The organism is Companilactobacillus furfuricola (assembly GCF_003946325.1).
GTDB classification, from domain to species: domain Bacteria; phylum Bacillota; class Bacilli; order Lactobacillales; family Lactobacillaceae; genus Companilactobacillus; species Companilactobacillus furfuricola.
Window position 1 is genome coordinate 13854 of the sequence record NZ_RHNT01000005.1, and the last position, 24265, is coordinate 38118.

25 protein-coding genes and 1 other annotated feature are annotated in these 24265 nt (G+C 38.8%); of the genes, 6 read left to right on the forward strand and 19 right to left on the reverse strand.

Annotated features, from left to right (window positions below):
- Nucleotides 1-5: 5 nt before the first annotated feature.
- The 3 genes from EKM78_RS02845 to deoC form a co-directional block, all read right to left on the reverse strand.
- Complete coding sequence (locus tag EKM78_RS02845; protein WP_125768855.1) at nt 6-1304, reverse strand: pyrimidine-nucleoside phosphorylase; 1299 nt, start codon at nt 1302-1304, stop codon at nt 6-8.
- 15 nt (nt 1305-1319) lie between these two features.
- Nucleotides 1320-2504, reverse strand: a complete 1185-nt coding sequence (locus EKM78_RS02850) for a phosphopentomutase (protein ID WP_125768852.1) — start codon at nt 2502-2504, stop codon at nt 1320-1322.
- Nucleotides 2505-2566: 62 nt separating this feature from the next.
- Nucleotides 2567-3214, reverse strand: coding sequence for a deoxyribose-phosphate aldolase (gene deoC / locus EKM78_RS02855; RefSeq protein WP_125768849.1), 648 nt, complete (start codon nt 3212-3214; stop codon nt 2567-2569).
- Between the two features lie 146 nt (nt 3215-3360).
- On the opposite strand from deoC, the gene EKM78_RS02860 reads away from it, so the two are divergent.
- Together EKM78_RS02860 and EKM78_RS12465 are read left to right on the forward strand one after the other, a co-directional pair.
- Nucleotides 3361-4299, forward strand: a complete 939-nt coding sequence (locus tag EKM78_RS02860; RefSeq protein WP_125768846.1) for a sugar-binding transcriptional regulator — start codon at nt 3361-3363, stop codon at nt 4297-4299.
- Nucleotides 4300-4473: 174 nt separating this feature from the next.
- Nucleotides 4474-4644: a hypothetical protein gene (locus tag EKM78_RS12465; RefSeq protein WP_164507165.1), complete on the forward strand. Its 171-nt coding sequence runs from the start codon at nt 4474-4476 to the stop codon at nt 4642-4644.
- A 167-nt stretch (nt 4645-4811) separates the two neighbouring features.
- On the opposite strand, the gene EKM78_RS12470 is transcribed toward EKM78_RS12465, so the two are convergent.
- The 6 genes from EKM78_RS12470 to EKM78_RS02885 all read right to left on the reverse strand — a co-directional run bounded on the left by EKM78_RS12470 (nt 4812) and on the right by EKM78_RS02885 (nt 10633).
- Entirely contained in the window at nt 4812-5033 is a 222-nt protein-coding gene (locus tag EKM78_RS12470; RefSeq protein ID WP_164507173.1) for a hypothetical protein, read from the reverse strand.
- A 28-nt stretch (nt 5034-5061) separates the two neighbouring features.
- Entirely contained in the window at nt 5062-5898 is an 837-nt protein-coding gene (locus tag EKM78_RS02865) for a hypothetical protein (protein WP_125769048.1), read from the reverse strand.
- A gap of 115 nt (nt 5899-6013) precedes the next feature.
- Complete coding sequence (locus EKM78_RS02870) at nt 6014-7234, reverse strand: ABC transporter permease (protein WP_125769051.1); 1221 nt, start codon at nt 7232-7234, stop codon at nt 6014-6016.
- Nucleotides 7234-8124: an ABC transporter ATP-binding protein gene (locus EKM78_RS02875; protein WP_125769054.1), complete on the reverse strand. Its 891-nt coding sequence runs from the start codon at nt 8122-8124 to the stop codon at nt 7234-7236. The genes EKM78_RS02870 and EKM78_RS02875 overlap by 1 nt, the downstream gene beginning before the upstream one ends.
- A gap of 643 nt (nt 8125-8767) precedes the next feature.
- Nucleotides 8768-9331 (reverse strand): LOG family protein, encoded by a 564-nt coding sequence (locus tag EKM78_RS02880; RefSeq protein WP_125769057.1) that lies wholly within the window; start codon nt 9329-9331, stop codon nt 8768-8770.
- A gap of 198 nt (nt 9332-9529) precedes the next feature.
- A complete protein-coding gene (locus tag EKM78_RS02885) occupies nt 9530-10633 on the reverse strand; it encodes a glycerol dehydrogenase (protein WP_125769060.1) in 1104 nt (367 codons plus the stop codon).
- Nucleotides 10634-11247: 614 nt separating this feature from the next.
- Here EKM78_RS02885 and EKM78_RS02890 point away from each other — a divergent pair.
- Complete coding sequence (locus EKM78_RS02890) at nt 11248-11757, forward strand: DUF2892 domain-containing protein (RefSeq protein ID WP_125769063.1); 510 nt, start codon at nt 11248-11250, stop codon at nt 11755-11757.
- A 59-nt stretch (nt 11758-11816) separates the two neighbouring features.
- Here the strand turns inward: EKM78_RS02890 and EKM78_RS02895 are convergent, their stop codons facing one another.
- From EKM78_RS02895 to EKM78_RS02925, 7 genes are all read right to left on the reverse strand, one after another.
- Nucleotides 11817-13604 carry a CocE/NonD family hydrolase gene (locus tag EKM78_RS02895; protein WP_125769066.1) on the reverse strand — a complete coding sequence of 596 codons (1788 nt, stop codon included), beginning with the start codon at nt 13602-13604 and terminating at the stop codon, nt 11817-11819.
- 172 nt (nt 13605-13776) lie between these two features.
- The gene (locus EKM78_RS02900) at nt 13777-14076 is read right to left on the reverse strand and encodes a Fic family protein (RefSeq protein WP_125769069.1); all 300 of its coding nucleotides are present in this window, start codon (nt 14074-14076) and stop codon (nt 13777-13779) included.
- Between the two features lie 48 nt (nt 14077-14124).
- Nucleotides 14125-14343: a hypothetical protein gene (locus EKM78_RS02905; RefSeq protein WP_125769072.1), complete on the reverse strand. Its 219-nt coding sequence runs from the start codon at nt 14341-14343 to the stop codon at nt 14125-14127.
- A complete protein-coding gene (locus EKM78_RS02910) occupies nt 14343-14816 on the reverse strand; it encodes a winged helix-turn-helix domain-containing protein (protein ID WP_125769075.1) in 474 nt (157 codons plus the stop codon). The genes EKM78_RS02905 and EKM78_RS02910 overlap by 1 nt, the downstream gene beginning before the upstream one ends.
- Before the next feature lie 118 nt (nt 14817-14934).
- Nucleotides 14935-16860 carry a copper-translocating P-type ATPase gene (locus EKM78_RS02915; RefSeq protein WP_125769078.1) on the reverse strand — a complete coding sequence of 642 codons (1926 nt, stop codon included), beginning with the start codon at nt 16858-16860 and terminating at the stop codon, nt 14935-14937.
- Entirely contained in the window at nt 16860-17129 is a 270-nt protein-coding gene (locus EKM78_RS02920; protein ID WP_125769081.1) for a cupredoxin domain-containing protein, read from the reverse strand. The genes EKM78_RS02915 and EKM78_RS02920 overlap by 1 nt, the downstream gene beginning before the upstream one ends.
- An 11-nt stretch (nt 17130-17140) precedes the next feature.
- Nucleotides 17141-17515 (reverse strand): cupredoxin domain-containing protein, encoded by a 375-nt coding sequence (locus EKM78_RS02925; protein WP_125769084.1) that lies wholly within the window; start codon nt 17513-17515, stop codon nt 17141-17143.
- A 212-nt stretch (nt 17516-17727) separates the two neighbouring features.
- On the opposite strand from EKM78_RS02925, the gene EKM78_RS02930 reads away from it, so the two are divergent.
- Together EKM78_RS02930 and EKM78_RS12475 are read left to right on the forward strand one after the other, a co-directional pair.
- Entirely contained in the window at nt 17728-18192 is a 465-nt protein-coding gene (locus tag EKM78_RS02930; RefSeq protein WP_125769086.1) for a hypothetical protein, read from the forward strand.
- 185 nt (nt 18193-18377) lie between these two features.
- Entirely contained in the window at nt 18378-18533 is a 156-nt protein-coding gene (locus EKM78_RS12475; protein ID WP_164507174.1) for a hypothetical protein, read from the forward strand.
- A gap of 628 nt (nt 18534-19161) precedes the next feature.
- Here the strand turns inward: EKM78_RS12475 and EKM78_RS02935 are convergent.
- Together EKM78_RS02935 and EKM78_RS02940 are read right to left on the reverse strand one after the other, a co-directional pair.
- A complete protein-coding gene (locus tag EKM78_RS02935; RefSeq protein WP_125769089.1) occupies nt 19162-19872 on the reverse strand; it encodes a transaldolase in 711 nt (236 codons plus the stop codon).
- 104 nt (nt 19873-19976) lie between these two features.
- Complete coding sequence (locus EKM78_RS02940) at nt 19977-21302, reverse strand: replication-associated recombination protein A (protein WP_125769092.1); 1326 nt, start codon at nt 21300-21302, stop codon at nt 19977-19979.
- A 334-nt stretch (nt 21303-21636) separates the two neighbouring features.
- Nucleotides 21637-21867 (forward strand) — a binding site (T-box leader).
- 168 nt (nt 21868-22035) lie between these two features.
- Between EKM78_RS02940 and asnS the strand changes: the two genes are divergently transcribed.
- The gene (gene asnS, locus EKM78_RS02945; RefSeq protein ID WP_125769095.1) at nt 22036-23430 is read left to right on the forward strand and encodes an asparagine--tRNA ligase; all 1395 of its coding nucleotides are present in this window, start codon (nt 22036-22038) and stop codon (nt 23428-23430) included.
- 134 nt (nt 23431-23564) lie between these two features.
- Here asnS and EKM78_RS02950 read toward each other — a convergent pair whose 3' ends face one another.
- Nucleotides 23565-24212, reverse strand: a complete 648-nt coding sequence (locus EKM78_RS02950; protein ID WP_125769097.1) for a hypothetical protein — start codon at nt 24210-24212, stop codon at nt 23565-23567.
- Between the last annotated feature and the right edge of the window lie 53 nt (nt 24213-24265).

The following is a 24265-nucleotide window of genomic DNA, read 5'->3' on the forward strand; positions in this document are numbered from 1 at the left end:
ATTTTTTACTCAATAATTTTATAGATCATGTTAGGTGCGGTTGCTGCCGGTGCTATTTCAATATTTTCTCGGATCAATTTTTCAATATCTGAAATATCCTGACGATTACTGTAGATCGTCATCAACGATTCGCCTGCTTCAACTGGATCGCCGATTTTCTTATGCAATTCGATCCCGACTGAATAATCCAGTTTGTCGTCAGCTTGTTGGCGACCTCCACCCAGCAACATGCTGGCGATCCCGATCTCATCAGCAGTAAGTTTGGCCAGTACTCCAGATTTTTCAGCTGGAAGTTCGATCTGATATTTGGCCTGAGGCATGATCGAATAATCATCAACTACTCGTTCATCCCCACCTTGAGCCTTGATCATCGCTTTAAATCTCTCTAAAGCTTTACCGGAACTAATAGCTTCTTCAAGCATCACTTTAGCTTCGTTGACATCTTCGGTCTTGCCACTCATCACGACCATATAGCTTCCGAGTGTCAAGATCAGTTCCCGTAGATCCTTTGGTCCCTTGTCTTTTAAAATATCGATCGATTCTTCAATCTCCAATGAGTTACCGATCTTATTACCCAACGGTTGGTTCATATCCGAGATTACTGCCTGGCATTTCAAACCAACGCCTTTACCGATATCGACTAAGGCTTGAGCTAATCTAGTCGAGTCTTCCAAAGTCTTCATGAAGGCACCGGATCCCGTTTTAACATCGATAACTAAAGCGTCGGCACCAGAAGCGATTTTTTTACTCATGATCGAACTAGCGATCAGTGGGATCGAGTCGACTGTATCGGTAACGTCACGCAAGGCATAAATTTTCTTATCAGCTGGAGCGATATTACCCGTGGCTCCAATGATAGCCAATTTTTCCTGGGCTACTTGATCAATGAACTCCTCCTCACTGATCTCGACTTGATATCCAGGTATCGCTTCTAATTTATCTAAAGTCCCGCCAGTGTGACCCAAGCCTCTTCCAGAGATCATCGGTACCGGAATATCTAACGCCGCAACGATGGCAGCTAACGGCAAGCTGACTTTGTCACCGACACCACCAGTTGAATGCTTGTCGACTTTTATTCCCGGGATCTTTGATAGATCCAAGTGATGACCTGATTCCATCATCTTCATCGTTAAAGTAGCCCGTTCTTGATCGGTCATATCTTGAAAATAAATCGCCATCAGCAATGAACTGATCTGATAGTCGGGAATACTTCCATCTGATACCCCATCGACAAAAAATTGGATCTGCTCTTCAGATAATTCTTTTCCATTTCTCTTTTGGTCAATAATATCGATCATGCGCATAATTCAATCATCCCCCTATAGGTCATTTAAAAAGCTCGTGCCGACTTCACTTCCAGCAACATCAAAGTTGTCTAAAACAGTCGCTCCAAAATCAGCGAAAGTACTTCTAACGCCCAAGTCTCCACCAGCTGCCATTGAAGGCGAATAAGCGATCAGTGGAACTTGTTCTCGAGTATGATCACTACCAGTAAAACCAGGGTCATTTCCGTGGTCAGCTGTGATGATCAACAAGTCATCTTTTTGCAAATTGTCTAAAACAGTTCCTAAACGTTTGTCAAAATCCATCAAGGCATTTCCAAAACCGATCGGATTACGACGATGACCATACATCGCGTCAAAATCGACTAAGTTAGTAAAGCAAAAACCGGTAAAGTCTTCTTTCATAACTTCATCAACGTGATCCATCCCATCCATGTTGCTTTCATTGTGATAAAGCACATCTAAACCTTTATTTGAAAAAATATCGCCGATCTTACCGATGCCGTATGTCTTGACCCCAGCTTGTTGGAGCTTATCGAGCGATGTTTCGCCAAATGGTAGCAAGGCGTAGTCATGACGGTTGGCAGTTCGAGTAAAATCACCTTTACCATTACCAACATAAGGACGAGCAATGATCCGACCGACCACGTATTTAGGTCCATTTACCAGTGTTCGAGCATACTCACAGATCTTATACAATTCCTCAAGCGGAATAATTTCTTCATGGGCAGCAATTTGTAAAACGCTATCGCCGGAAGTATAAATGATCAGATCTCCCGTCTGCATTTGATGCTCACCGAACTCTTCAATGATCTTAGTACCAGATTCAGCCTTATTCCCGACGATCTTCCGTCCAGAAAATTTACTGATCTGATCAAGCAGATCATCAGGAAAACCATCAGGGAAAAAGCTAAGATGCTTCATAACCGGCAACTGCATCATTTCCCAATGTCCATCCATACTATCTTTACCGACCGACTGTTCGTTCATCTTTCCGTAAAAAGCCTTCGGAGCTGGTTGTTTGGGAACACCTAGAATTTCTTCACCATGAAGATTAGCAAGACCCAACTTGCCTAAATTAGGCAGTTTGAGCTCTCCTTGAAAAGCCTCTCCAACATGTTTAATAGTGTCAGATCCTTGATCATTAAACGTCTGAGCATCGGGGGCGTTGCCCACCCCAACAGAATCCAGAACGATCCCAAAAATTCTCTTATACTTCATCGTTTCACCATTCCTTTTTATGATAGCGTTTACATTCATAAGCAAAAAAAATATCTAGCGAATTACTTACCGATCAAAGCCATACTTGCACTAACACCAAGTCGAGAAGCACCAGCTTTGATCATCTTCTCAGCATCTTCAGCCGAATGGATCCCCCCAGCAGCTTTAACTTCGATCCTATCACCGACAGCAGCCTTCATAATTTGAACATCTTCTAACTTAGCTCCACGAGTAGAAAAACCAGTCGAAGTCTTAACAAAATCTGCCCCAGCATCGGCCACGATCTCGCTAGCCTTAGTGATCTCTTCATCAGTCAAAAGTGCCGTTTCGATAATAACCTTGAGCAGCTTATTATTCTTATGAGCAATTTGGACAACTGCTTCAATATCAGACTTAACAAAATCAAAATTGCCACTCTTAAATTGACCGATATTCATCACCATATCAAGTTCATCAACACCGTCAGAAATAGCTTGTTCTGATTCAGCAACCTTAATAGCAGTAGTATTTGCTCCTAAAGGAAAGCCAATAACACAAGCAGTCTTAACATCAGAACCTGCCACCATCTCGTGAACCAACTTAACCCAGCAAGGATTGACCATCACTGAAAAAAAGTGATTATCAATAGCTTCATGAGTAACCTTTTCAATTTGAGCTTGAGTAGCTTCTGGTTTAAGTAACGTGTGATCTAAATAACTATTTAATTCCATGAGTAAAATCTCCCTTCATCTCTTAACAAATTCATCTTAGCAACAAACTGAACATATGTAAGCATCTATTTTGAAATAATATTCATAATTGACCAAATCTAAAATTTTTTATGCTATACTAATCTCAACAAAAATTAGGGGTAACCATGCAAAATAAAAAAACAGCCACAGCGCTAAAAATCTGCCATTTATACTACGACGACGGCCTAAGCCAAAACGAAATAGCCAAAATAATCGGCATCTCCAGACCAACAGTATCCAGACTGCTACAATATTCTCACGAAACCGGCCTAGTAAAAATAGAAATAGCCGATCCCGCCACCGACCTAGACGTCTTATCAAAGCAATTAGAAACCAAATACAACTTAAAAAAAGTCCTAATAGCCTACGACATCAGCGACAATTACGCAGCCATCAATGAAAAAATCGGCCAACTAGCAGCCGAGTACTTAGATGAAATAGTCCAAAATGGCTATTCCATCGGCATAAGCTGGGGGAAAACCATAAACGCCGTAGCCAACAACTTAAAAACCAGTGAAAAATCCAACATCAAAGTAGTCCAACTAAAAGGAAGCGTAGCCTCCAGCGACATGAACAACTTCGCCACCGAGATCCTAGAAAAATTCGGCAAAGCATTCCAAACAAACGCCATCAACTTGCCACTACCAGTAATCTTCGACAACGCCACAACCAAGCAAATAGTCCTAGAAGACCGATTCATCAAAAAAATAATCGACGAAGGCAAAAAAACCAACATTGCCCTATTCACCTGCGGAACAGTCCGCAACGACGCCTTACTATTCAACCTAGGCTATTTAAATCAAAAAGAAATAACCCAACTACAAAAAAATTCCGTCGGAGATGTAATGTCACGCTTCATTACAAAAGACGGAAAAATAGCTAATCAAACCATCAACGACCGAACAGTAGGCTCAGATCTAGATGAGTTAAAAAACAAAGACTATTCCATCCTAGTAGCAGGATCAATGAAAAAAGTATCCTCAATCAAAGGAGCCCTAGCCGGCAATTACGCAAACGTACTAATAACCGACTACGGAGTAGCGCAAAAATTACTATCCGAATAAAAAAGTCAGCCAAACGGCTGACTTTTTGAATACCCAAATAAAGAAAGACATGAACAAAATAACGAAACGAAAAAACCAACAGCAAGAGTGCGAGAGAAGCGAGCACACGAGCAAGAAACAAATAAGCAGAGAGAAAAAGCAAAGCGAAGAACCAGGCAAGAGCACGAGGAACGAGTGCACGAGCAAGAAGCGAAGGCAAGAGAAGAAAAAAGATATTCACTCTTATCTAACCAAAAAGAAAACAAAGATGGCAAAAGCAATGTAAGTCAGGAAACAAGAATGAGTGGAGCGAAGTCCCACGAACCGAGAAAAGAGAAGAAAATCGAGATAAAAATTATATCGTAACAAGAAAAGGAAGCCCCTACTCCCCACCAGAATAGATGAAGCCTGAGATAGACATGTGAGAAATAGGACGAGCAAACAGTGCCAACTTGATCAAAATAAATCGGTAAAACTCAAACCAAGGGGGGATTATGACTCTATCTAGACGGAGGGGCCCGGGGATACAGACCTCAGTGGTGAAATTTCACTTGGCGACGAAGGAGCTTAGTGAAAGGTGCAGTTTTGAAACAAGCGAGCGTACTTTGCTCGATTGGTTCAAAATGTGCCCACCACGTTCCAGCGTCTGTATCCCCGGGCCCCGGAGTCGGCAATGAACGTACCAACCAAACTACTACCTCCACACCCCAGCTAACCAAACAAACTAACACTAATCCAGCAAAATAAAACGCCACTGTCTGCCATAGCTCACTTACATCTTTACTAAGAAACAGGCGGCTTCATAGTAATCCCAAGCGCCCGCCAAACCTCTTCCTTAGGCGACAAATCACCAGTATACAAACTAAAAGTCTCCCCACTCTCAGCATCCAAAAGCTGCGAATCCCCGATCTGCAACAAAGAAGTATAATCATCCCCAGAAGAAAGCAAATTATACCGACCCTTCTTAGCAACCAAACTCTCATAATTACACAAAATCGACTCAGTACCATCATCATTAACCTTCCACAAAAGCAACCGAGTCAAAGGATTATCAAACCCATAATTATCCAACTCATAATACCGAGTAAAATCCCGATCAGAAACATAAAACTTATGCTCCATATCATAAGCCGAAGTACCAAAAGAATCGTCCGGCGTCTGCGAAGTAAAAACCTCAAACTTAGAAGCCCGCAACGCATCCGAATAACGCATCTGGTAGTCATAAACCTTCAACCCACCATCGCCAGTACAGTCGACCTTAAAATAATAACTATAGTCACCAGTCTTAAACACATAATGACCACGTGAAATCTTATGGTAGTAAATATTTTCGTATTGCTTGTCATAACCCTTAACACCCATATGCTTCAACTTCACCGAATCTTTATTCAAAATCAGCTTATAAAATTCATCATCCGTATACGGGTCACTAGTTAATTGCGAATCATAGTATAGACCTTGCATATCATCCGGTATACCTGGGTAAAAAGTTGTTGAAAATTTTGTTGGCGGATCAAAATGTGCCTTCATTTCACCCACCGCTTTATGTGAACAACTGGCTGCAACAAACCCAAATCCAGTTAAAATGAATAGCTTAAAAATTACCCCTGCTAGTTTCAATCGTGTCCCCTATGCCTAATTTTTTCGTCAGTGTATCACAGGTCTCACGCTCTAGTGTAAAAAAATAACCAAAGATATTGAGAAACAATCTTTGGTTATAAATTAATTTAATTTTCTATTTATATGACAATCCGGTCTTCAATGCTTTGAAAAATCCGCGGTCGTCCGTTTGTAGCATCAAGCCTTTGTACATCTTGCCAATGTAATACGATGACAGCAAGATCGTAGCCAACAAGATCACTAGAGAAATAATGACCTCTACTGGACCCGCTGTTTCATTGATAATGCGGATCGGCATGAAGTACGACGAGAAAAATGGCACATAGGATAAAACTTTGACAATAACAACGTCCGGATCAGCCACGAATGGGAAAGTAGCGAAGAACGCTAGCATACTCAACATGATAGCGGGCTGAGCGGCCTTAGGAGCATCTTCAGCTTTAGCGACCAAAGCCCCACTTAGAGCAGATAAGACCGTATAAATGACCACACCTAAGAATAGGAACAGCAGGTTGACATTGAATAAATTATCGACCACACCGTTAACTAATTGACTATTGTTCTGCATAAAATCCTTCGTCAGATCGATCTTTTTAGCGATCTCCAGGACAATGCCACCACCGACGATGTATACCACGATCTGTGTCAGGATAACTAGCATTACACCACTGATCTTACCGATAAAATATTTGACTGCGCTCGTACTGGAAAAAATAATCTCCTTGATCTTGGTCCCTTTTTCCGAGGCGATTTCTTGCGCCGTGATCGATGAATAATTGATCAAGATCATATAGACCATACCCACCATGATCCAGAATGAAACTTGGCGGATGGTAGAATCATTGCTCTTTTGCTTCTGAACGTGTTCCTTCAAGGAAAAATTAGTTGCTAGAGAAGTAGCTTGGGCAGGCGATAATTGGGCATTTTGTAAGTTATTGCTTTGTTGGATCTGCCCTAAAAATAGCTGCAAGTTAGTTTTGACATCATTACTTAAATTTTGATCACCGTAATAATTAGCAGTTACCTGCTTAGCATCAGATTTGATCAAGATGTATCCGGAAATATCCTTATTCTTCAAAGCTTTTTTTGCGGAAGCTTCGGTCTTGTATTTTCCATTGATATCATCTTTATTTTGCTTAATATATTGTTGACGGAGTTGCTCATTAGAACTGACCATTGCGATCTTATCGTGGTTAGTCGAGGAATTCATTCCTAAATAACCGATCCCCACACCAATGCCGAGAAAAATAAATGGCATTAAAACTAATAAGAAGAAACTCCAGGACTTAACTTGGCGCATATAAGTTTGACTAGTTACGATCCACCATTTTTTCATTATTTTTCCCCCACTTTCATTCGGAATATCTCATCTAAGGTCGGTGGCCGTTGTGAGAATTCTTCAATGTAGTGGCCTTTAGTCAACTGATCAAAGATGGCTGGACCTGCTTGTTCACTATCAAGACGCAGTAAAAAGCGACCATTACAGAGTGATTCGACGGTATTGACCATAGGTAATTCACGTAATTTTTCAATCGGCCAATCAGTCACAACGAATAATTCCGTCTTTCCAAATTGCCCACGAACTTCATCCAAACTACCTGATAAAACGACATTCCCCGTTTTGAGCATCACCAAAGAATCGCAGACTTCTTCTACGTTAGACATATCGTGACTAGAAAAAATGATCGAAGCCCCGTTAGCTTTTTCAGCTAAGACAGCTCGCTTCAACAAGTCGGAATTAACTGGATCAAGCCCACTGAACGGCTCATCCAAAATGATCAAGGAAGGGCGATGGATCAAAGTGCAGATCAATTGAACTTTTTGCTGGTTACCTTTCGAAAGGTCTTTGATCTTATCAGTCTTCTTACCCTTAACAGCAAATTTCTCCATCCACTGATCGATCTGTGGCTTGATATCTTTAGCCTTTTTCCCTTTGAGTTTAGCTAAGTAGACGATCTGCTGTTCGATCGTCAACTTTGGCATCAGACTACGTTCCTCGGGTAAGTAGCCGATCTGATCAAATACTTCTTCAGAGATTGGTGCATCGTTCCAAGAAATGGCACCGTCAAACTTCAAGAAATTTAAAATACTGTGAAATGACGTAGATTTTCCAGCTCCATTTTGACCGATCAAGCCCATAATTTCCCCGTCAGCTATTGAAAAACTGACGTCGTTTAAAGCTTTGACGTCTCCAAAATGTTTGGAAACGTGTTCCACCTTTAACATATTATCGCCCCCCTTTTATCGTGAATTAATCGTATCAATTATTTAAAGATATTAATAGTGTAAATTTAATACATGTAATCGATTATATTTTTGGGATTGGGTGGGGTGGAGGTGGTATTTTGGTTGCTACGTTCAATGCCGACTCCGGGGCCCGGGGATACAGACGCTGGAACGTACCCGACGCGATTTTGAGCTACCTGGAAGACCACCAGGCATCTCAAAACTCGGTCTTTCTCTAAGCTCCTTCGTCGCCAAGAGAAATTTGGGTACTGAGGTCTGTATCCCCGGGCCCCTCCGTCTAGATAGAGACTATATCCCCCCCTTGGTTTTGAGTTTTACCGATTTATTTTCTGCAAATTGGCACTGTTTGCTCGTCCTATTTCTCACATGTCTATCTCAGGCTTTATCTATTCTGGTGGGGAGTAGGGGCTTGCTTGTTTTGTTCTTCTATTTTCTTTGTTTTGATCACTAATACTTTTCTCGGTTCGTGGGACTTCGCTCCACTCATTTTGTTTCCTGACTTACATTGCTTTTGTGAGCTTTCTTTACTTGTTGGTTAGATAAGTGTTGATATATTTTTTCTTCTTTTGCTTTCGCTTCTTGCTCGCGTACTCGTTCCTCGTGCTCTTGCCCTTTCGGAGTTCTAATACTCGCGGATTTTTGGTGGTATATAGCTGTACATAAATGTATAAACATTTTCTAGCTTATCAGTAAAGAACAGCTTAGAACGATCTTTTCTAGTAAGGAAGCCCTTTTCTGTCATGTGATCGAACATATCGCGCAACTGGTTGTAGTATCCATCCACATTAAACAGGACGCAAGGATTCTCATTATCACCTAAGCGTGACCATGAGAAAGCTTCGATAATTTCTTCTAATGTACCTGGACCACCCGGTAAAGCAATCGATCCGTCTGACATTTCTAACATCAATTGTTTCCGTTCTGACATATCGGCAACTACTTTCAACTCGGTCAAGCCGTCATAAGCGGCTCCACGATCGACCAATTCTTGAGGCATGATTCCATAGACTTTGCCACCTCGATCTAATACCCGCTTGGCGAGGATGCCCATTAAGCCGACTCCTCCACCGCCATATACTAAGTTAAAGTCATTATCGACTAACCAATCAGCCAGACGGATAGCCGCCTTAACGATATTTTGATCGTTACCTTCAGATGCACCACAATAAACCGCGATATTTTTCATGTCGAACCTCCTAGTGTATTTACCCAAAAGACTAGCATATATTCTGAATTTTTGAAAAAATGTTTAATCATATTTTTTATCAAAATTATAATAACGAATTTTTAAAAAAACTAAAAAAGACATGACCTGTAATTTCACTGGGGTCATGTCTTTTTGAAATGAGTTGCGGGTGATTGCCACCGCTACTCACTTTCAATTTTATTTTGCTTCATTATATTCATGAACATAAGCACTTACAGCCAAAATTACATCAGCAACATCTTCTGGAGTTACTTCAAATGGCATGTTTTGCATTGTTTCAGCTGGATCTGTAGCTGCTTTTCCAACTTTCAATAAGTCTTCGTATGAAACATCGGGAATATAGAGATCTTCGAGAGTTGTTGGTAATCCTATGCTTTGGTAGAAGTCGATGAATTTATTCATTTTTTCTTCTGGAGCATTGTCTAGCATCAATTCGCAAAGAGTTCCATAGGCTACTTTTTCACCATGCATCAATGTTTCGATCTTACCATCAAGAACTGTGAAGGCGTCGTAAATGGCGTGAGCAGCTGCTAAACCGGCACTTTCAAAACCTAATCCACTGAGCAAAGTATTAGCTTCGATAACGGCATCTAGTGATGGACTCACTACGTTAGCCTTTGAAGCTGCATATGCTTGTTTACCATGTAGAAATAAATTGTTCATACATGTTTGAGCAATTGCCAATGATGCCAATGTTTGTTGACCGTGCAGCATTGAAGGATTGTGTCCTTGAGCGACATCGCTTGCTTCAACATTTGTAGCCATGGCATCACCCATACCAGCTGCTAAGGTTCTAACTGGAGACTGAGCTACGACTTGTGTATCGATCAAAACTAAATCAGGGTTCTTGTCGTAAAATGAATAATACTTAAATGTACCATCTGGATTGTACATTACTGACAACGCTGAACAAGGTGCGTCTGTTGAGGCTGTTGTCGGCATTACGACAACTTTTACTTTAGCCTTATCACCGATCTTCTTAGTGGCATCGGCAGTCTTACCACCACCAACACCGATAACTAGGTCAGCATCGTGCTTTTCGCAAATATCGACGATCCGTTGTGCCTCTTCATCGGAAGCTTCACCACCAAAAACAGCGTGTTCAACGTCAAAACCCTTATCTTTCAATACATCAAACACTTTATTACCGATGATTTTCCACACATTATCATCACTAATAATTACTGGCTTACTGCCAAGATCCTTAACGTACTTATCAACTTCAAGTGCGACATTTTTTCCTTGAATATAACGTGATGGACTTGCAAAAATTTTAACCATGATAAATCCCCCTTTGTTAATATTTTCATTATAAGACAAAAAACGTATTTTTCATGATAACGCTATCAAAAATATTTATAGATGAATGTAGATACAATTCACTAGAAACGCTATGAAACGGGTACCAGGTACTCATAAATCAAGCTTTAAAATTGTGATTTTTATGTAAATTATTTTGAAATTAATTTCAAAAAAATTTTATTCTACAATTATTTTTTCGGAAAATCGGCTTGATTAGTGATGCTTTTATCAATATCATCAGACATTATCAAGTACTTATTCATTCAAAATATTTAATATATGCACTAGCTCTGTTTGTCTTCGATAAAATTTAGTTATTCAATTTACATAATAAATCTCTAATCAATAACACGTCCGTATAATTTACGATATATGCTCAATCATTTAAATGTGATGACTTTGATCAGCTTTTTGATGAAATAATAAATACCTGTGTTATGTGATTTTACAATAATATTGGTCTCGATTAATTGATATAATTAAAACTATCCTGTAACACATAGTTGATCTAATTTTTAAGTCATTTTTATCATAAATATCAGCTATAGGATTATCTTCAAAAATCAATCATATTAGACACTGGGGGATTTAACATGGTTCAATCTAGAAAGATCAGCCCTAACGACAATTTTGCGGTTAGTTTAATTGCGCCTTGGGTTAAAGGAAATATTTCTGTTGATAACAACTTTTTACGTGTCGATATTCAAAATACTGTCTTGTTCGGCATGTTACCGGCTGGTAGGTCAAAGGACACTTCTCCACTCAACACGGTTTCTAATGTCTATACTTCCAGTTCTTATCATTTAGGGGCAATTTTTCTTGGGGCGCTTCTTGCTCTTGCGGGATTATTCTCATTCGGTTCATCTGCGTTTACCGCTTTAATATTAATATTGATCGGGGTAGCCGTTTTTGGAAGCGGGATCAAAACTGTCTTTACATACGAAAGATCTGGTATCGCGAAGACCATTGAGCTTCCTTTTTTTGAAGCTAATCATGCCCGTGAATTAGAAGAACAAGTAATTCAGGCACTTGCTAAATATCAAGATGATAGAAATGTGGCTACTAGTACTGCTGCAATTACTGAAGCTATTAAAAACAAATGATTTTGTGACTCAAAAAACCTTAAGCCGATATCTTTTGCGATATCACTTAAGGTTTTTTATTACGCTACTTTTTGATTAGCGGTACTGTCAGCGTTGGTTACTTCAACATTGACTTTTAAATTGTTAGCTTTATTTACTTCATCGATGAATGCTTGGATATTGCTTTGGTATTCAGCTACAGCATTATTTGCTGAGGCATGTCCACCAACGCTTCCATCTAGGATCCAAAGCTTTTTAATAGCCGAGTTATTAGCGTTGTACATCGAGACACTTTGTGTGTCAGGTATGAATGCATCATCTTCGGTCGTGATAAAGTATGCCGGCAAAGTCGTCTTAGCAGCGGCCACAATTCCGGAAACATCATCTAAACCGAATCCTTGAAGGAATTTGTTAATGTTGTTAACACTCTTCATGATCTTTTCATAAGGTAAGAATGGAATGTTGTCAAAGTGGATCGGAATGATCAACTTGCTCAATGGATCATTGACAGTGGCTAAAGCCTTGTTATAAAGCGATGCGCCTAATGCGGGTAATGTTGAATATCCTGCATCGGCCACAACGGCCTTAACATTTGATGCAAGCCCTTCTTCAGAAGCAGCTTCCAAAGCTGTATTAGCTCCTAGTGATTGACCATAAAAGATAATTTCACCGTCATCACCATTCATTTCATTGATCTTATTAACTAAGCTCTTCCAGTCTGTCTTGTCATAATAACCAAATGAAAGCAAGTTACCATCACTGGCAAATTGACCACGTTGACTTGGCATTAAGACATTGTAACCCATGTCATACCAAACTTTAGAAACCACACCGATCCAATCAGGACGCTCCGTCCAGCCTTGTCCGATGATGACCGTTTTGTTCGACTCTGGGTGTGCAACATAAGTTGCTCTGATTTCTTTATTAACATTGTCATAGTAAGGCACTGAAAGGTCCTCTTTGACTGCTTCATTGTTCCACCAATCTTGAGCCACAGTGTAGTATTCTTCACTATGTTCAGGATCGTATTGTTCATCTAAACTCGTCCAAGTATTTGATACATCATATCTAGTAGGGCTCAACAAAGTCCGAAAATCTGACAAAGCTTGCGTTCCAAAACGACTGAAAAGTAATGGGTAACCTAAAGCTGCGGCGATACCAGAAGTTACATCAGTAACTTTATCACCGATAAAACCCGTGATCTTGCCTAGCAAAGTCTTGTAAGTTTTTGGAGTAAGTTTATTCAAGTCCTCCATCGATAATTCATCATCTGAGCTTGCTGTCACATTCGGTTTATTGATAACGTCAGGAACTGTTGCCGTTTCGTCAGTCGTTGTTTGATCAGGATAGAGTGTGATCAAGTTCTTATCATCAGTGACTTGCTCTGAATCGCTAGCTGTTGCTTCAGTTCCTTCACCCTTAGAAACTGTTGCATCTGTTGATGATTCCTCACTGTCAACTGCAGTTTCATTATCTACTGCTGGCTCTACCGAATCGGTCGTATTTTCATCCGTAGCAGCTTCTTGATCGGATTCACTAGTCTCAGTAGTTGCTTCATCCATAGCAACTTCTGGATCATTTTCATCCCTCTGATCAGCAACATTCGTGGTAGCTTCAACTTTTTGCTGACCATCCTCTTTTGCATTGACAGCATCAGCGAATTTCTGCAGATCAAACTGGTCAGTACCTGATAATGTTACTAAACCGGTCTCTTTGACTTGCTCGATCGCATAATCAGTCTTATCTTGACAGGTTGATTCATCAACCGTGGCAGCGTAGGCGTTACCCGTAGTTGAAAAAATCGTTCCGGCCAAAAATAAAGCGGCCATACTAGTGTAGGACCGCTTTTTAAAAGTCCTCTTATTCATAAATATATCCTCCCCTTTAAAGCAAAAATAAATATACCATATGAAATTGGACAAATATTTAAATTGTGTGATTTTGTAATGATATTACAACAATACTGTTATACCAACGATAAGATTAGCGTTTATTTTAAAATAATTTCTTTTTTAATGAAAATAAGCAAGTAAATAATCGCTAAATTGAATCGAATGACTCAAATAATATTTTGGTCATTTTATCCCAATCATCATTCTTACAGGCTGACATATAATCAACATATTTACTAGATTTTTTAGACAGGTTAATGTAAATTCCCTTTTGTTTTGAAAGCATCATAATAAACATTCTTTGGGATCGACCATTTCCTTCCCTAAATGGATGAAAGATATTCATATCCAATAATAATCTAGCCAAATCTTCTGCCAGTTGATAATAATCATTATACTTTTTCTGATTTATAATATTTATTTGATTATTTAAATGGCGTTTTGCCATCTGGAATCTTGCTCGTGGAAAAAATACGGTCGATCCTTTTTGAAAATCTCAAGGGCGATATTTTCCGGCCCATTCGTATAAATCTGAAAAAAGCCAGTGATGTATTGTGTTGAGTTGATCAATATTATTAATCTTTAATTTTAGTGGACATTCAAATTTTGAAGTAACGATTCTTGATTCTACTTTTGCCAATTTATCGGCATCTTTAATACCTAATTTATTCTTTAAAGTACCATTATCTTGAATTGTCTCTTCAATCCACCCCATCAGTTTTCTCTATACTCGTTTAGGAGGTCATTTACCAATTTTTCAACTGGAACATGCTCTTCCAAAATTTTATATGAATCCATGACATTTTTTTTACTTGGATAAAAGCCTTCATATATACCATTCACAATGCTTTCACGAGTATTCCAAAAGTTCTCTTTACTACTAAATTTGATACCCATAATTTCTAGCTTTTTTTCGTCTGTTTGAGATACAAATTTTTGTTCCTCAATCTCCGGAGACCTTGAAACATCAATTTTATCAGAAACCTCATCCATAGAAATGTTCTTCGCAATTAATATCTTTCTAACAGTACCAAAAGAGGTATTTTCAATAGGTCTTTTTAGAGCATCATTTAACGTTGACTTGGATAAATTGGTTTGTTTAGCTAATTTACTTGGACTGGGATTCTGGCCTGTGATTTCTATAATTATTTCTCTTAATGATGTTTTATTAGTATTCATATTTTCCATAATTCACCTCCAACAAATTTGTTACTTAATATTATAACGCTATATCGTTTATTTGTCCGTTGAACCAAACAAATCCTGTCAAAAAAAACGAATCCCATCACTCAGGATTCGTTTTTAATTAAGCAGTAGCTACTTTACTACTGATTTTAGCTTTATTTAGTAAGACGGAACTAGTTACAACTGACAATGAACTGAAGGCCATGGCTAGTCCGGCTAATTCTGGACTTAGGATCAAGCCGATTCCGTAGAAAATGCCTGCGGCTACGGGGATTCCTAAGACGTTATAAATGAAGGCCCAGAATAAATTGAGCTTGATACGATTGAAAGTCTTTTTACTTAATGCTAAGGCTTTGTCGACATCTCTTAGGTCATTTTTGACTAAGACGATACCACCTGATTCGATGGCGATATCAGTACCTGAACCCATGGCGATTCCGACGTCAGCGACTGTCAAAGCTGGAGCATCGTTGATACCATCACCAACGAAGGCAACTTTTTCATTTTGTTGAAGTGCTTTAACGTGATCAGCTTTTTCACTTGGTAAGACGTCAGCGATGACTTCATCGATACCGACTTGATCAGCGATCGCTTGAGCAACACGTTGATTGTCACCTGTAAGCATGACAGTTCTAAGACCACGTGACTTCAAAGCAGCGATAGCTTCTTTAGATGTTTCTTTTGGAGCATCTTGGATGGCGATCAAACCGATAACTTGGTCTTCAACACCAACGAAGACAACTGTTTTCGCTTCTTCTTGTAATTTGATGACTTGTTGTTTCATGTCATCAGAAATTGTTACATCATTTAATAGTTTGTCGTTACCAACGAATGATTTCTTACCATCAATAACGGCTTGAACACCTTTACCTTCAATAGCTTGGAAATCGGCAACTTTTGGTGTGCTGATCTTTTCATCTTGAGCTTTCTTGACGATAGCTGAAGCTAGTGGGTGTTCTGAAGATTGTTCCAAACCTGTGGCAACTGATAAGACGGCTTTTTCGTCACCAACGATATTTGTTACTTCTGGTTTACCAACTGTGATTGTTCCAGTTTTATCGAAAACAACGGCTTTGATTTCGTTAACTGCTTCGAGAACTTCACCATTCTTGATGAGGATTCCCATTTTTGCTGAACGGCCAGTTCCGACCATTAAAGCTGTAGGAGTTGCCAGTCCCAATGCACAAGGACAAGCGATAACGACTACCGAAACAGCATAAATCAAGGAACTTGCCACCGAGGCATCGAGGAAAATGTACCATACTAAGAAAGTTAAGATCGATAAGATCAATACTACTGGTACGAAAATATCAGAAACTTTATCTGTTAAGTTTTGAATTGGAGCATGACTGTTTTGTGCTTTCTTAACTAGATCAACGATCTGTGAAAGCATTGTATCTTTACCGACTTTTTCAGCTTTGAACATGAATGTTCCGTTACTGTTAATAGTTGAACCAATGACCTTGTCGCCAGCTTTTTTCGAAACGGGCATACTTTCACCAGTGACCATTGATTCGTCGATAGTTGATGTTCCTTCAGTGATAACACCATCAACGGCTACCTTTTCACCAGGTTTTACTCTGATGATGTCGCCTTCAACGACTTCTTCAAGTGGAAGCTTAACGATCTTGCCATCACGCATAACTTCAGCTTCTTTTGCTTGCAAGTCGACTAATTTCTCGACAGCATTTGAAGCATTGTTTCTCATCCGTTCTTCAAAGACTTGGCCCAAAAGGACGAAAGTCGTTACGAAGGCAGCACTTTCAAAGAAGACCGGTTGATTCGTTGCCATTGCATAAATACTGTAAACATAAGCAACGAGAGTACCGATGGCTACTAAAGTATCCATATTTGAATGGTGCTTAGTAAATGAAGCCCAGGCACTTTGCCAAAATGGACGGGCGGAAACTAACATAATAATGGTTGTTAAAATAAACTGGGTCCATTCCCCACCAGGGATCATTTTGCCAAATGGCATCATGATCATATTGACTAACATTGGTAGAGATAGGATCAATGAGATCCAGAATCTCTTTGTGATTGTCATTATGAGATCACCACTTTTCCAAAGAACATGTCCATGCCGCAACTAAAGTCGAATTCGCCAGCTTTGTCAGTTGGTACATCGACTGTCTTAGTAACATCGATCGGCAATTCTTCTTCAAATCCTAAGTCTTTGGAATGTACAACATCTAAACATCCCTTGTCGTTAGTTCTCGTAAAAGAAATTTGTGCGGGAACGCCTTTTTTCAAATTAACTACTTCTGGATTGTAGCCACCAGCTACTTCTACATTAACTTTTTGTACTTCACTCATAATATTCTCTCCTATTTAATGATTAATTTTCCATGGAACATATCCATACCACAAGCCCATTGATATTCCCCAGGCTTCGTCGTGTCAATTTTGATTTCTTCAGTTTCATTTACAGGTAATGCACGGTTGATCCCGAAGTCTGAAAAAACAACTCGATCCAAACAACTGGATTTGTCTTTTCTAGTGAAATTCAATGTGGCAGGAATTCCTTGTTTTAAGACCACCGTTTCTGGTGAATAACCACCATTTACCTCAACATCGATACTTTGGGCATCATTGGAAACGTCAGCTGAAACTTCAGCAGCCTCATGCTTGCCGAAGAACCACCAAACGATAAAACCAATGATCACTAGGCCAACGAGCAAAACAATTAATTTCGTCAAAATACTTCCCCCTCACTTTCGTTTACGTTTGTAATCTCTATTTGATAAATACATCATAAAGCGACTGTCTACATTTGTCAACAAGGGTGATTACTAATTTTTTAATTAATTATAAATGGGACTTCGGATTAGTCTTACTCAGAAAATGAGAATAGCGATATAATATAGGTGTAAGCGCTATACTATTTTTTATTTAATGTTTGGGGGAATATTAAATGACTAAGAAAAAAACCGCAATTTGGGGTGTCATCGTTATAGTTTTAGTCGCAATTATTTGGGTTGCCGGGAGCAGTTCAGGTAATGATGAAAAAACAGCTGTGATAAACCGTTCTGAAAAGACCGAGTCGGTCAAACAAACTTCCAATCTTTCTGAATATGCTCAAGCTCAAAAGATCTTTAATCAATTCAAGGACAATAACGGAGTCCGGTATCAAAATGATCAGACCACTACCTTTACAGTCATGAAAAATGGCAACAGTTTCAAATTTTATAGTAATAGTCGTCCTGACGGCTTTTATGTCCTACAACGTGTTGTGAAGTTTAATTCTCAAGACGACAAGTACAGTTATCAATTAATGCCTGTTAACGGCGGAACACCAATGGGTGTAGATGCTGACGATGTTGTGGCACACTATAACAACTTGAACCAAAGTAGTTTTTCTAAAACGTTTGGTGAATAAACTATTGAAATTTAAATATTAAAAAAACGACTAAGAATTTTCTTAGCCGTTTTTTTATCCGAAATCAGTCACAAATTAGCAAAATCAAATGCATTAAAAAATACGCATAAAATCAAATTTTTTCTATCTTCATGACATATATTTGATATTATTTTAATATAAAAAAGCACCTTAGGGGGAAATAAATGGATTGGGTCATGGATGCAATATTTGTGTTCTTTTTAATTGGGATTATCGGCGTATTTGTTTCACTATTTTTTGAGATTGTTTTATATGGAGTTATCTTTACCTTGGCAATTATAGGGCTTTATTTATTAGTGTGGGTTCAAAAGTTATTGTAGGAATAATGTTTTTGCTGAAATGGATTTTAATTATCATTGCTGTTATTGTTGTTATCTTTACCGTAGTCTCAATCTTTAAATATTTACATCACAAATTCTCAGGAAAAGCAGATGAAACAAACGAAAATCTGTAACTACAAAATCATTCATCTATGCAATTTACTTTTTTGGCACTATCGCTTATAATACAAAAAGAGAAATCATCGATGTTCGGATCGATGCCTTCGACACAAGTTTTACAGTGATTTTGTTGGTAGCTAACCTTTACGGTTAGCTTTTTTTATTGGAAACGAGTTCCAGAAGATAGCAGCTTCCGGTTTAGAAACTATCAGCGAGTACCGCTTCGCAGCACTCTAGAGCTGATAGTCCCTAAATCCTCAGCGGCTGAGCATCTCCTTGCACTCTCTTTGATTATTGTCCGATATGCCTTCGCAAAGTTAACACTTGCTACCGACAATATGTAGACCGCAACAGCTATAGAAACTGTAGAAAACCAATCTCCATCCATATAGCCTGATTAATTCATATCATGATATATATAGACTTATCCTCTCGAAAGCCCTTGATATCAGTATTCATATATGCATAAAAAAATCGCTTGATCAATTGACCAAACGATTTTTTGTTTCTATAAAATTGAAAATCCTAACGATTTAACATCAGCCGCAAATCCTTTTACTGTATCTAATGATAGTTCTTTGGCATCAGTACCTAACATTGAAAGTTTGTTCAAAACTGGTGTCGTTACGGTAATTATATCAACACCTAAGTCATCTGCTTGTTTGATGTTTAAAACTTCTCGGCAGCTGGCCCAAAGTAATTTAGCATTTCCATTTGCTTTAACTAGTTCAACTGATTTTTTCATCAAATCGGTTGGATCAACTCCTGTATCCGCCACTCTACCAGCAAAGACCGAAACGATATTGTCTGAACCTGTTTTGAAAGCTGGTAAAACTTCTTTAACTTGATCTAATGTCAAAATTGCTGTGACATTAACTTGAATACCTTCTGCAGATAATTCTTTGATCAGAGGTACTGAAGATTCACCCTTAGTATTGGTGATGGGAATCTTTACAAAAACATTTTTACCTAAGGCTGCAATTTTTTCAGCTTCTTTTTTCATGGTTGAGAAATCATCGGAGAATACTTCAAAAGAAATAGGCATCCCTGAAACTTTGTCTAAAGCTTCTTTGGCAAAGCCAACGTAATCTGTGATCCCAGCTCGTTTCATTAAAGTAGGATTCGTTGTAAATCCTTTGACGACACCCTTTTCTTTGGCCGCAACCATTTCCGAAACGACGGCTCCGTCTGCATAAATATCAATTGAAAAATCCTTCATATAATACTCCCTTCATGAGTAAAAGTTCTTAATATCGATGTTAACTACATATCGAAAAATTAAACATTATTATTTAGTTATTGTCAACGTTTGCAAGTATGGTTTTACTCTTCATGTTCTCGGTGCCAATTCTTGATATATTCCAAGCGTTCTTTAAATCGCTTTTCATTCCCTTGCATCGAAGGATAATAATACTCATGTCCTTCAAGATCTGGGGGCATTGTCTTCATGGAGGTTAATTTATCAGTCGTATCGTGAGCGTACTGGTAATTCTTCCCATAATCTAGTTCCTTCATTAATTTAGTTGGCGCATTTCTGATTTGGAGTGGGACTGGCTCATTGCCAGTTTTTTTAATATCTGATTTAACATTATTCGTTGCTTCATAAACTGCGTTGGATTTTGGTGCCAGTGATAAATAAATCACGCACTCAGTTAGGTGGACATTACATTCGGGCATGCCGATGAATTGGCATGCTTGAAATACGTCGATAGCTAACGATAATGCTCTCGTATCAGCCAAACCAATATCTTCACTGGCAAAGCGGACTAAACGACGTGCAATATATAGTGGATCTTCGCCACCTTCTAACATCCTCGTGAGCCAATAAATAGCTGCGTCAACGTCGGAGTTGCGCATCGATTTGTGTAAAGCCGAAATAATATTGTAGTGTTCCTCGCCTTTTTTATCGTAGCGAAGCGATTTGGTGTTGATCAATTGTTCGATCGACCCTTCAGTCACTTTGACTTGATCACCTTGCCGGTCGCTATTCAAGACGACCATTTCTAAGGTGTTCAAGGCCGTTCGAGCATCCCCGTTAGCAAATTGAGCAATCGTCTGCAGATCATTTTCAGAAATGACCACTTTATAATCCGGAAAAGCTTCCGGATTCTTCAAAGCATGATGCAATAGCTCTACGATATCGTCAGTCGTCAATTGTTTTAAAACAAAGACTTTACAGCGCGATAACAAAGCTGAATTGATTTCAAATGATGGATTTTCCGTAGTTGCTCCGATCAAAATGATGCTGCCCCGTTCCACAAATGGTAAAAAGGCATCTTGCTGAGCTTTATTGAAGCGGTGGATCTCGTCGATAAAGACGACAGTCCTTTCACCCATCTCACGATTATTTTCAGCTTCTTGCATGATCTCCCGGATCTCTTTGATACCACTAGTCACAGCTGAAAAAGTAATGAATTGCGATTCTGTTTTATGAGCGATGATCTGGGCCAACGTAGTCTTGCCTACCCCAGGAGGTCCCCAAAAGATCATCGACGATAACTGGTCTCGGTCGATCAGATCACGCAAAATCTTGCCTTTTCCTACCAAATGTTTCTGTCCAGCAAATCCATCAAAATCAGTCGGCCGGACTCGATTTGCCAGTGGGCTATTTTGATGTGCTTCACTATCGAAAATCGATCCTTGCTTCATAATTGACGTGCCTCTTTTCTCAAAAAATATCGTTTATTTTTGTGCTGTTCATGAATTAAAAAGATGTTTTACTTCCACAATTTAGTCTCAACTGAAAAAAATGAAAGCCCTAACCCCATGAGGTACATAGCTTTGAAAACATTGTTTCATGTGAAACGTGACGTGCTAATATCGCTTTCAAGTTAATTCTAACGTCATATATGCTTTTTATCCATGCGAACTAATGTTCGCTAAATATAATTTTACTACATTATTAATTTTTTTAAAACGATAACCAAGTATTTGCTATATTGTCAAAGCCTGCTTTCTGTGCTATTATCGCTTTAACTTAATACTTAGGATTTTAAAAAGAAGGAGTACTATTTACTCAATTCTCAGTGAGTTAAGGACAGTGTGAACTTAACATGCGGGTATCTACGAAAAACATCTTTTTACTTTGACCTGAACTAATAGTAGGGTTCAACGTATTCAACACGTTACCGTTGAAGAGCATGTTTGTGCTTGTAGAGATGTTTTCGTATGAAAACAAATTGGGTGGTACCGCGGAAGACCTTTCGTCCCTTTTATCTATCTGTTATGAGATAGGTGAATTGGATGAGAGGTCTTTTTATTTTGTAACACTTCTTAGATGTATTACAAAATAAATATCTATCCTTCCAGACAATCGCTCGATAATCTCAACTAAGTATCTAGTAACAAATTTCAACAATATCAAATCCGGAGGAACAATACCATGGTTAACGTTTTAGCTAAAGATTTATACACCAAAGAATATAAAGATGGCGAAGAAGTTACGATCGAAGGTTGGATCAGAACTACTCGTGGTTCTAAAAAAATCGGCTTCATCGAACTAAATGACGGTTCATTTTTCAAGAATGTCCAAGTTGTTTTCAGTCGTGGTGATTTGGAAGATACCTTTGACGACATTAAAAAGTATCCTATCAGTACTACTATCGAAGTCACTGGTGCTCTTGCCTTAACACCTGATGCTCAACAGCCATTCGAGATCCATGCTACTGAGATCAAAGAATTAGGTGCATCTGACAGTGACTATCCTTTGCAAAAGAAGGCTCACAGTTACGAATATTTGAGAACTATCGCCCACTTGCGTCCTAGAACTAACACTTTTTACTCAGTCTTCAAGATCCGTTCAGTTGCAGCATTTGCTGTTCACGAATACTTGCAACACCATGACTTCTCATACATTCAAACACCTATCATCACTAGTTCTGATGCTGAAGGTGCCGGTGAAATGTTCCAAGTAACGACGCTTGATCTAAACAACGTTCCTAAGACTGAAGATGGCAAAGTCGACTACAACGAAGACTTTTTCAAGAAGGAAACTAACTTAACTGTTTCTGGTCAACTTGAAGTAGAAGCTTTCGCCCTCTCACTACGCAACGTTTATACATTCGGCCCTACATTTAGAGCTGAAAACTCACATACTGGCCGTCATGCTTCCGAATTCTGGATGATCGAACCAGAAATGGCCTTCGCTGACATGCAAGATGAGATCAACGTTTCAGAAGAATTGCTCAAGTATGTCGTTCAATACGTGCTCGATCATGCCAAGGAAGAAGTTCAATTCTTAAACGACAACGTGGACGAAAACTTGATCTCACGTCTTAAGACAACTGTTTCTGAGAAATTTGCTCAGATCACTTATACCGAAGCTATCGACTTGCTTGAAAAAGCTGACGTTGACTTTGAAGTTCCAGTTAGCTGGGGTCTTGACCTTGAATCAGAACATGAACGTTACTTAAGTGAAAAAGTCTTCGAAAAACCAGTCTTCTTGACTGACTACCCTAAAGACTTCAAAGCTTTCTACATGCGTGCTAACGACGACGGCAAGACCGTTGCAGCAGCTGACTTATTAGTTCCTGAAATTGGTGAGTTGATTGGTGGATCACAACGTGAGGAAAGAATGGACGTCTTAGAAGAAAAACTCAAAGACTTCGACCTCAACCCAGACGAATACAAATGGTATCTTGAATTACGTAAGTATGGTGGCACAGTCCACTCAGGTTTCGGTATTGGATTTGAAAGACTTGTTATGTACCTAACAGGCATGGCAAACATCCGTGACGTTATAGCTTACCCAAGAACACCAGGTAACGCTGAATTCTAATTTTTACACTAAAATACCTCTACTGAAATAGTCTCCGTTATAATTAATTCATTAATCAAACTATTTTTGAAATGAATTATCACATAACTTAGTCGTTTGAATTTTTTATCACGCATTCAAAACAACTATGGATATTAAAATGTTCCAAATGATACACCTGCAGTAGTAGCATTAAGGTCCATAAATATATGACTATGAATATGATTATTATTATAGTGTTCTAATTGGTCAGCATCCCATGAAATTGCCCCCGCTCTAACGGTTGAAAATATCGGAAGCAACGGATCAACGAAACCAGTTACAACACCAGTTATTCCCATCACAGTGGCAATACTCTTTAATTTCCATGAAAAGTCGTGAACAGCTTGATTCGTATAAAAATAATACCTTGTTCCCCACCAGAATTCTGTAGATTTCATCCCGCTAATTCTTACTTGTGGTTTAAAAATAGATTTAGTCTTTTCGTCAATACCCCAACCATTTTCTGCTAATTGTTGATTCACCATAGACAATTGATTTGTTAACTCGGCAAATTGATTCTGTGACAGATTTAATTTTGCGTTTTCGGAAATTGCATATCTTCCGTTACTAATTATTACGAATTGATCAAGATATTGAGTGGAGCTATCGATTCCTTGGTTAAAATTCTCGGTTTGATGGACGTTTGTTTGCACTCCCGATGAATATTTATCCACAGCAGAGGCACTTGCTAAGGTTGGAGATGCAAAACCAGTAGTAATTAGTGCTACAGTTAATGCTGTCGTGATCTTCACTTTATTCATACTCATGAACCCTCCATTGTTTTTTGGTACATTCATGATTATTAATCAAAAAA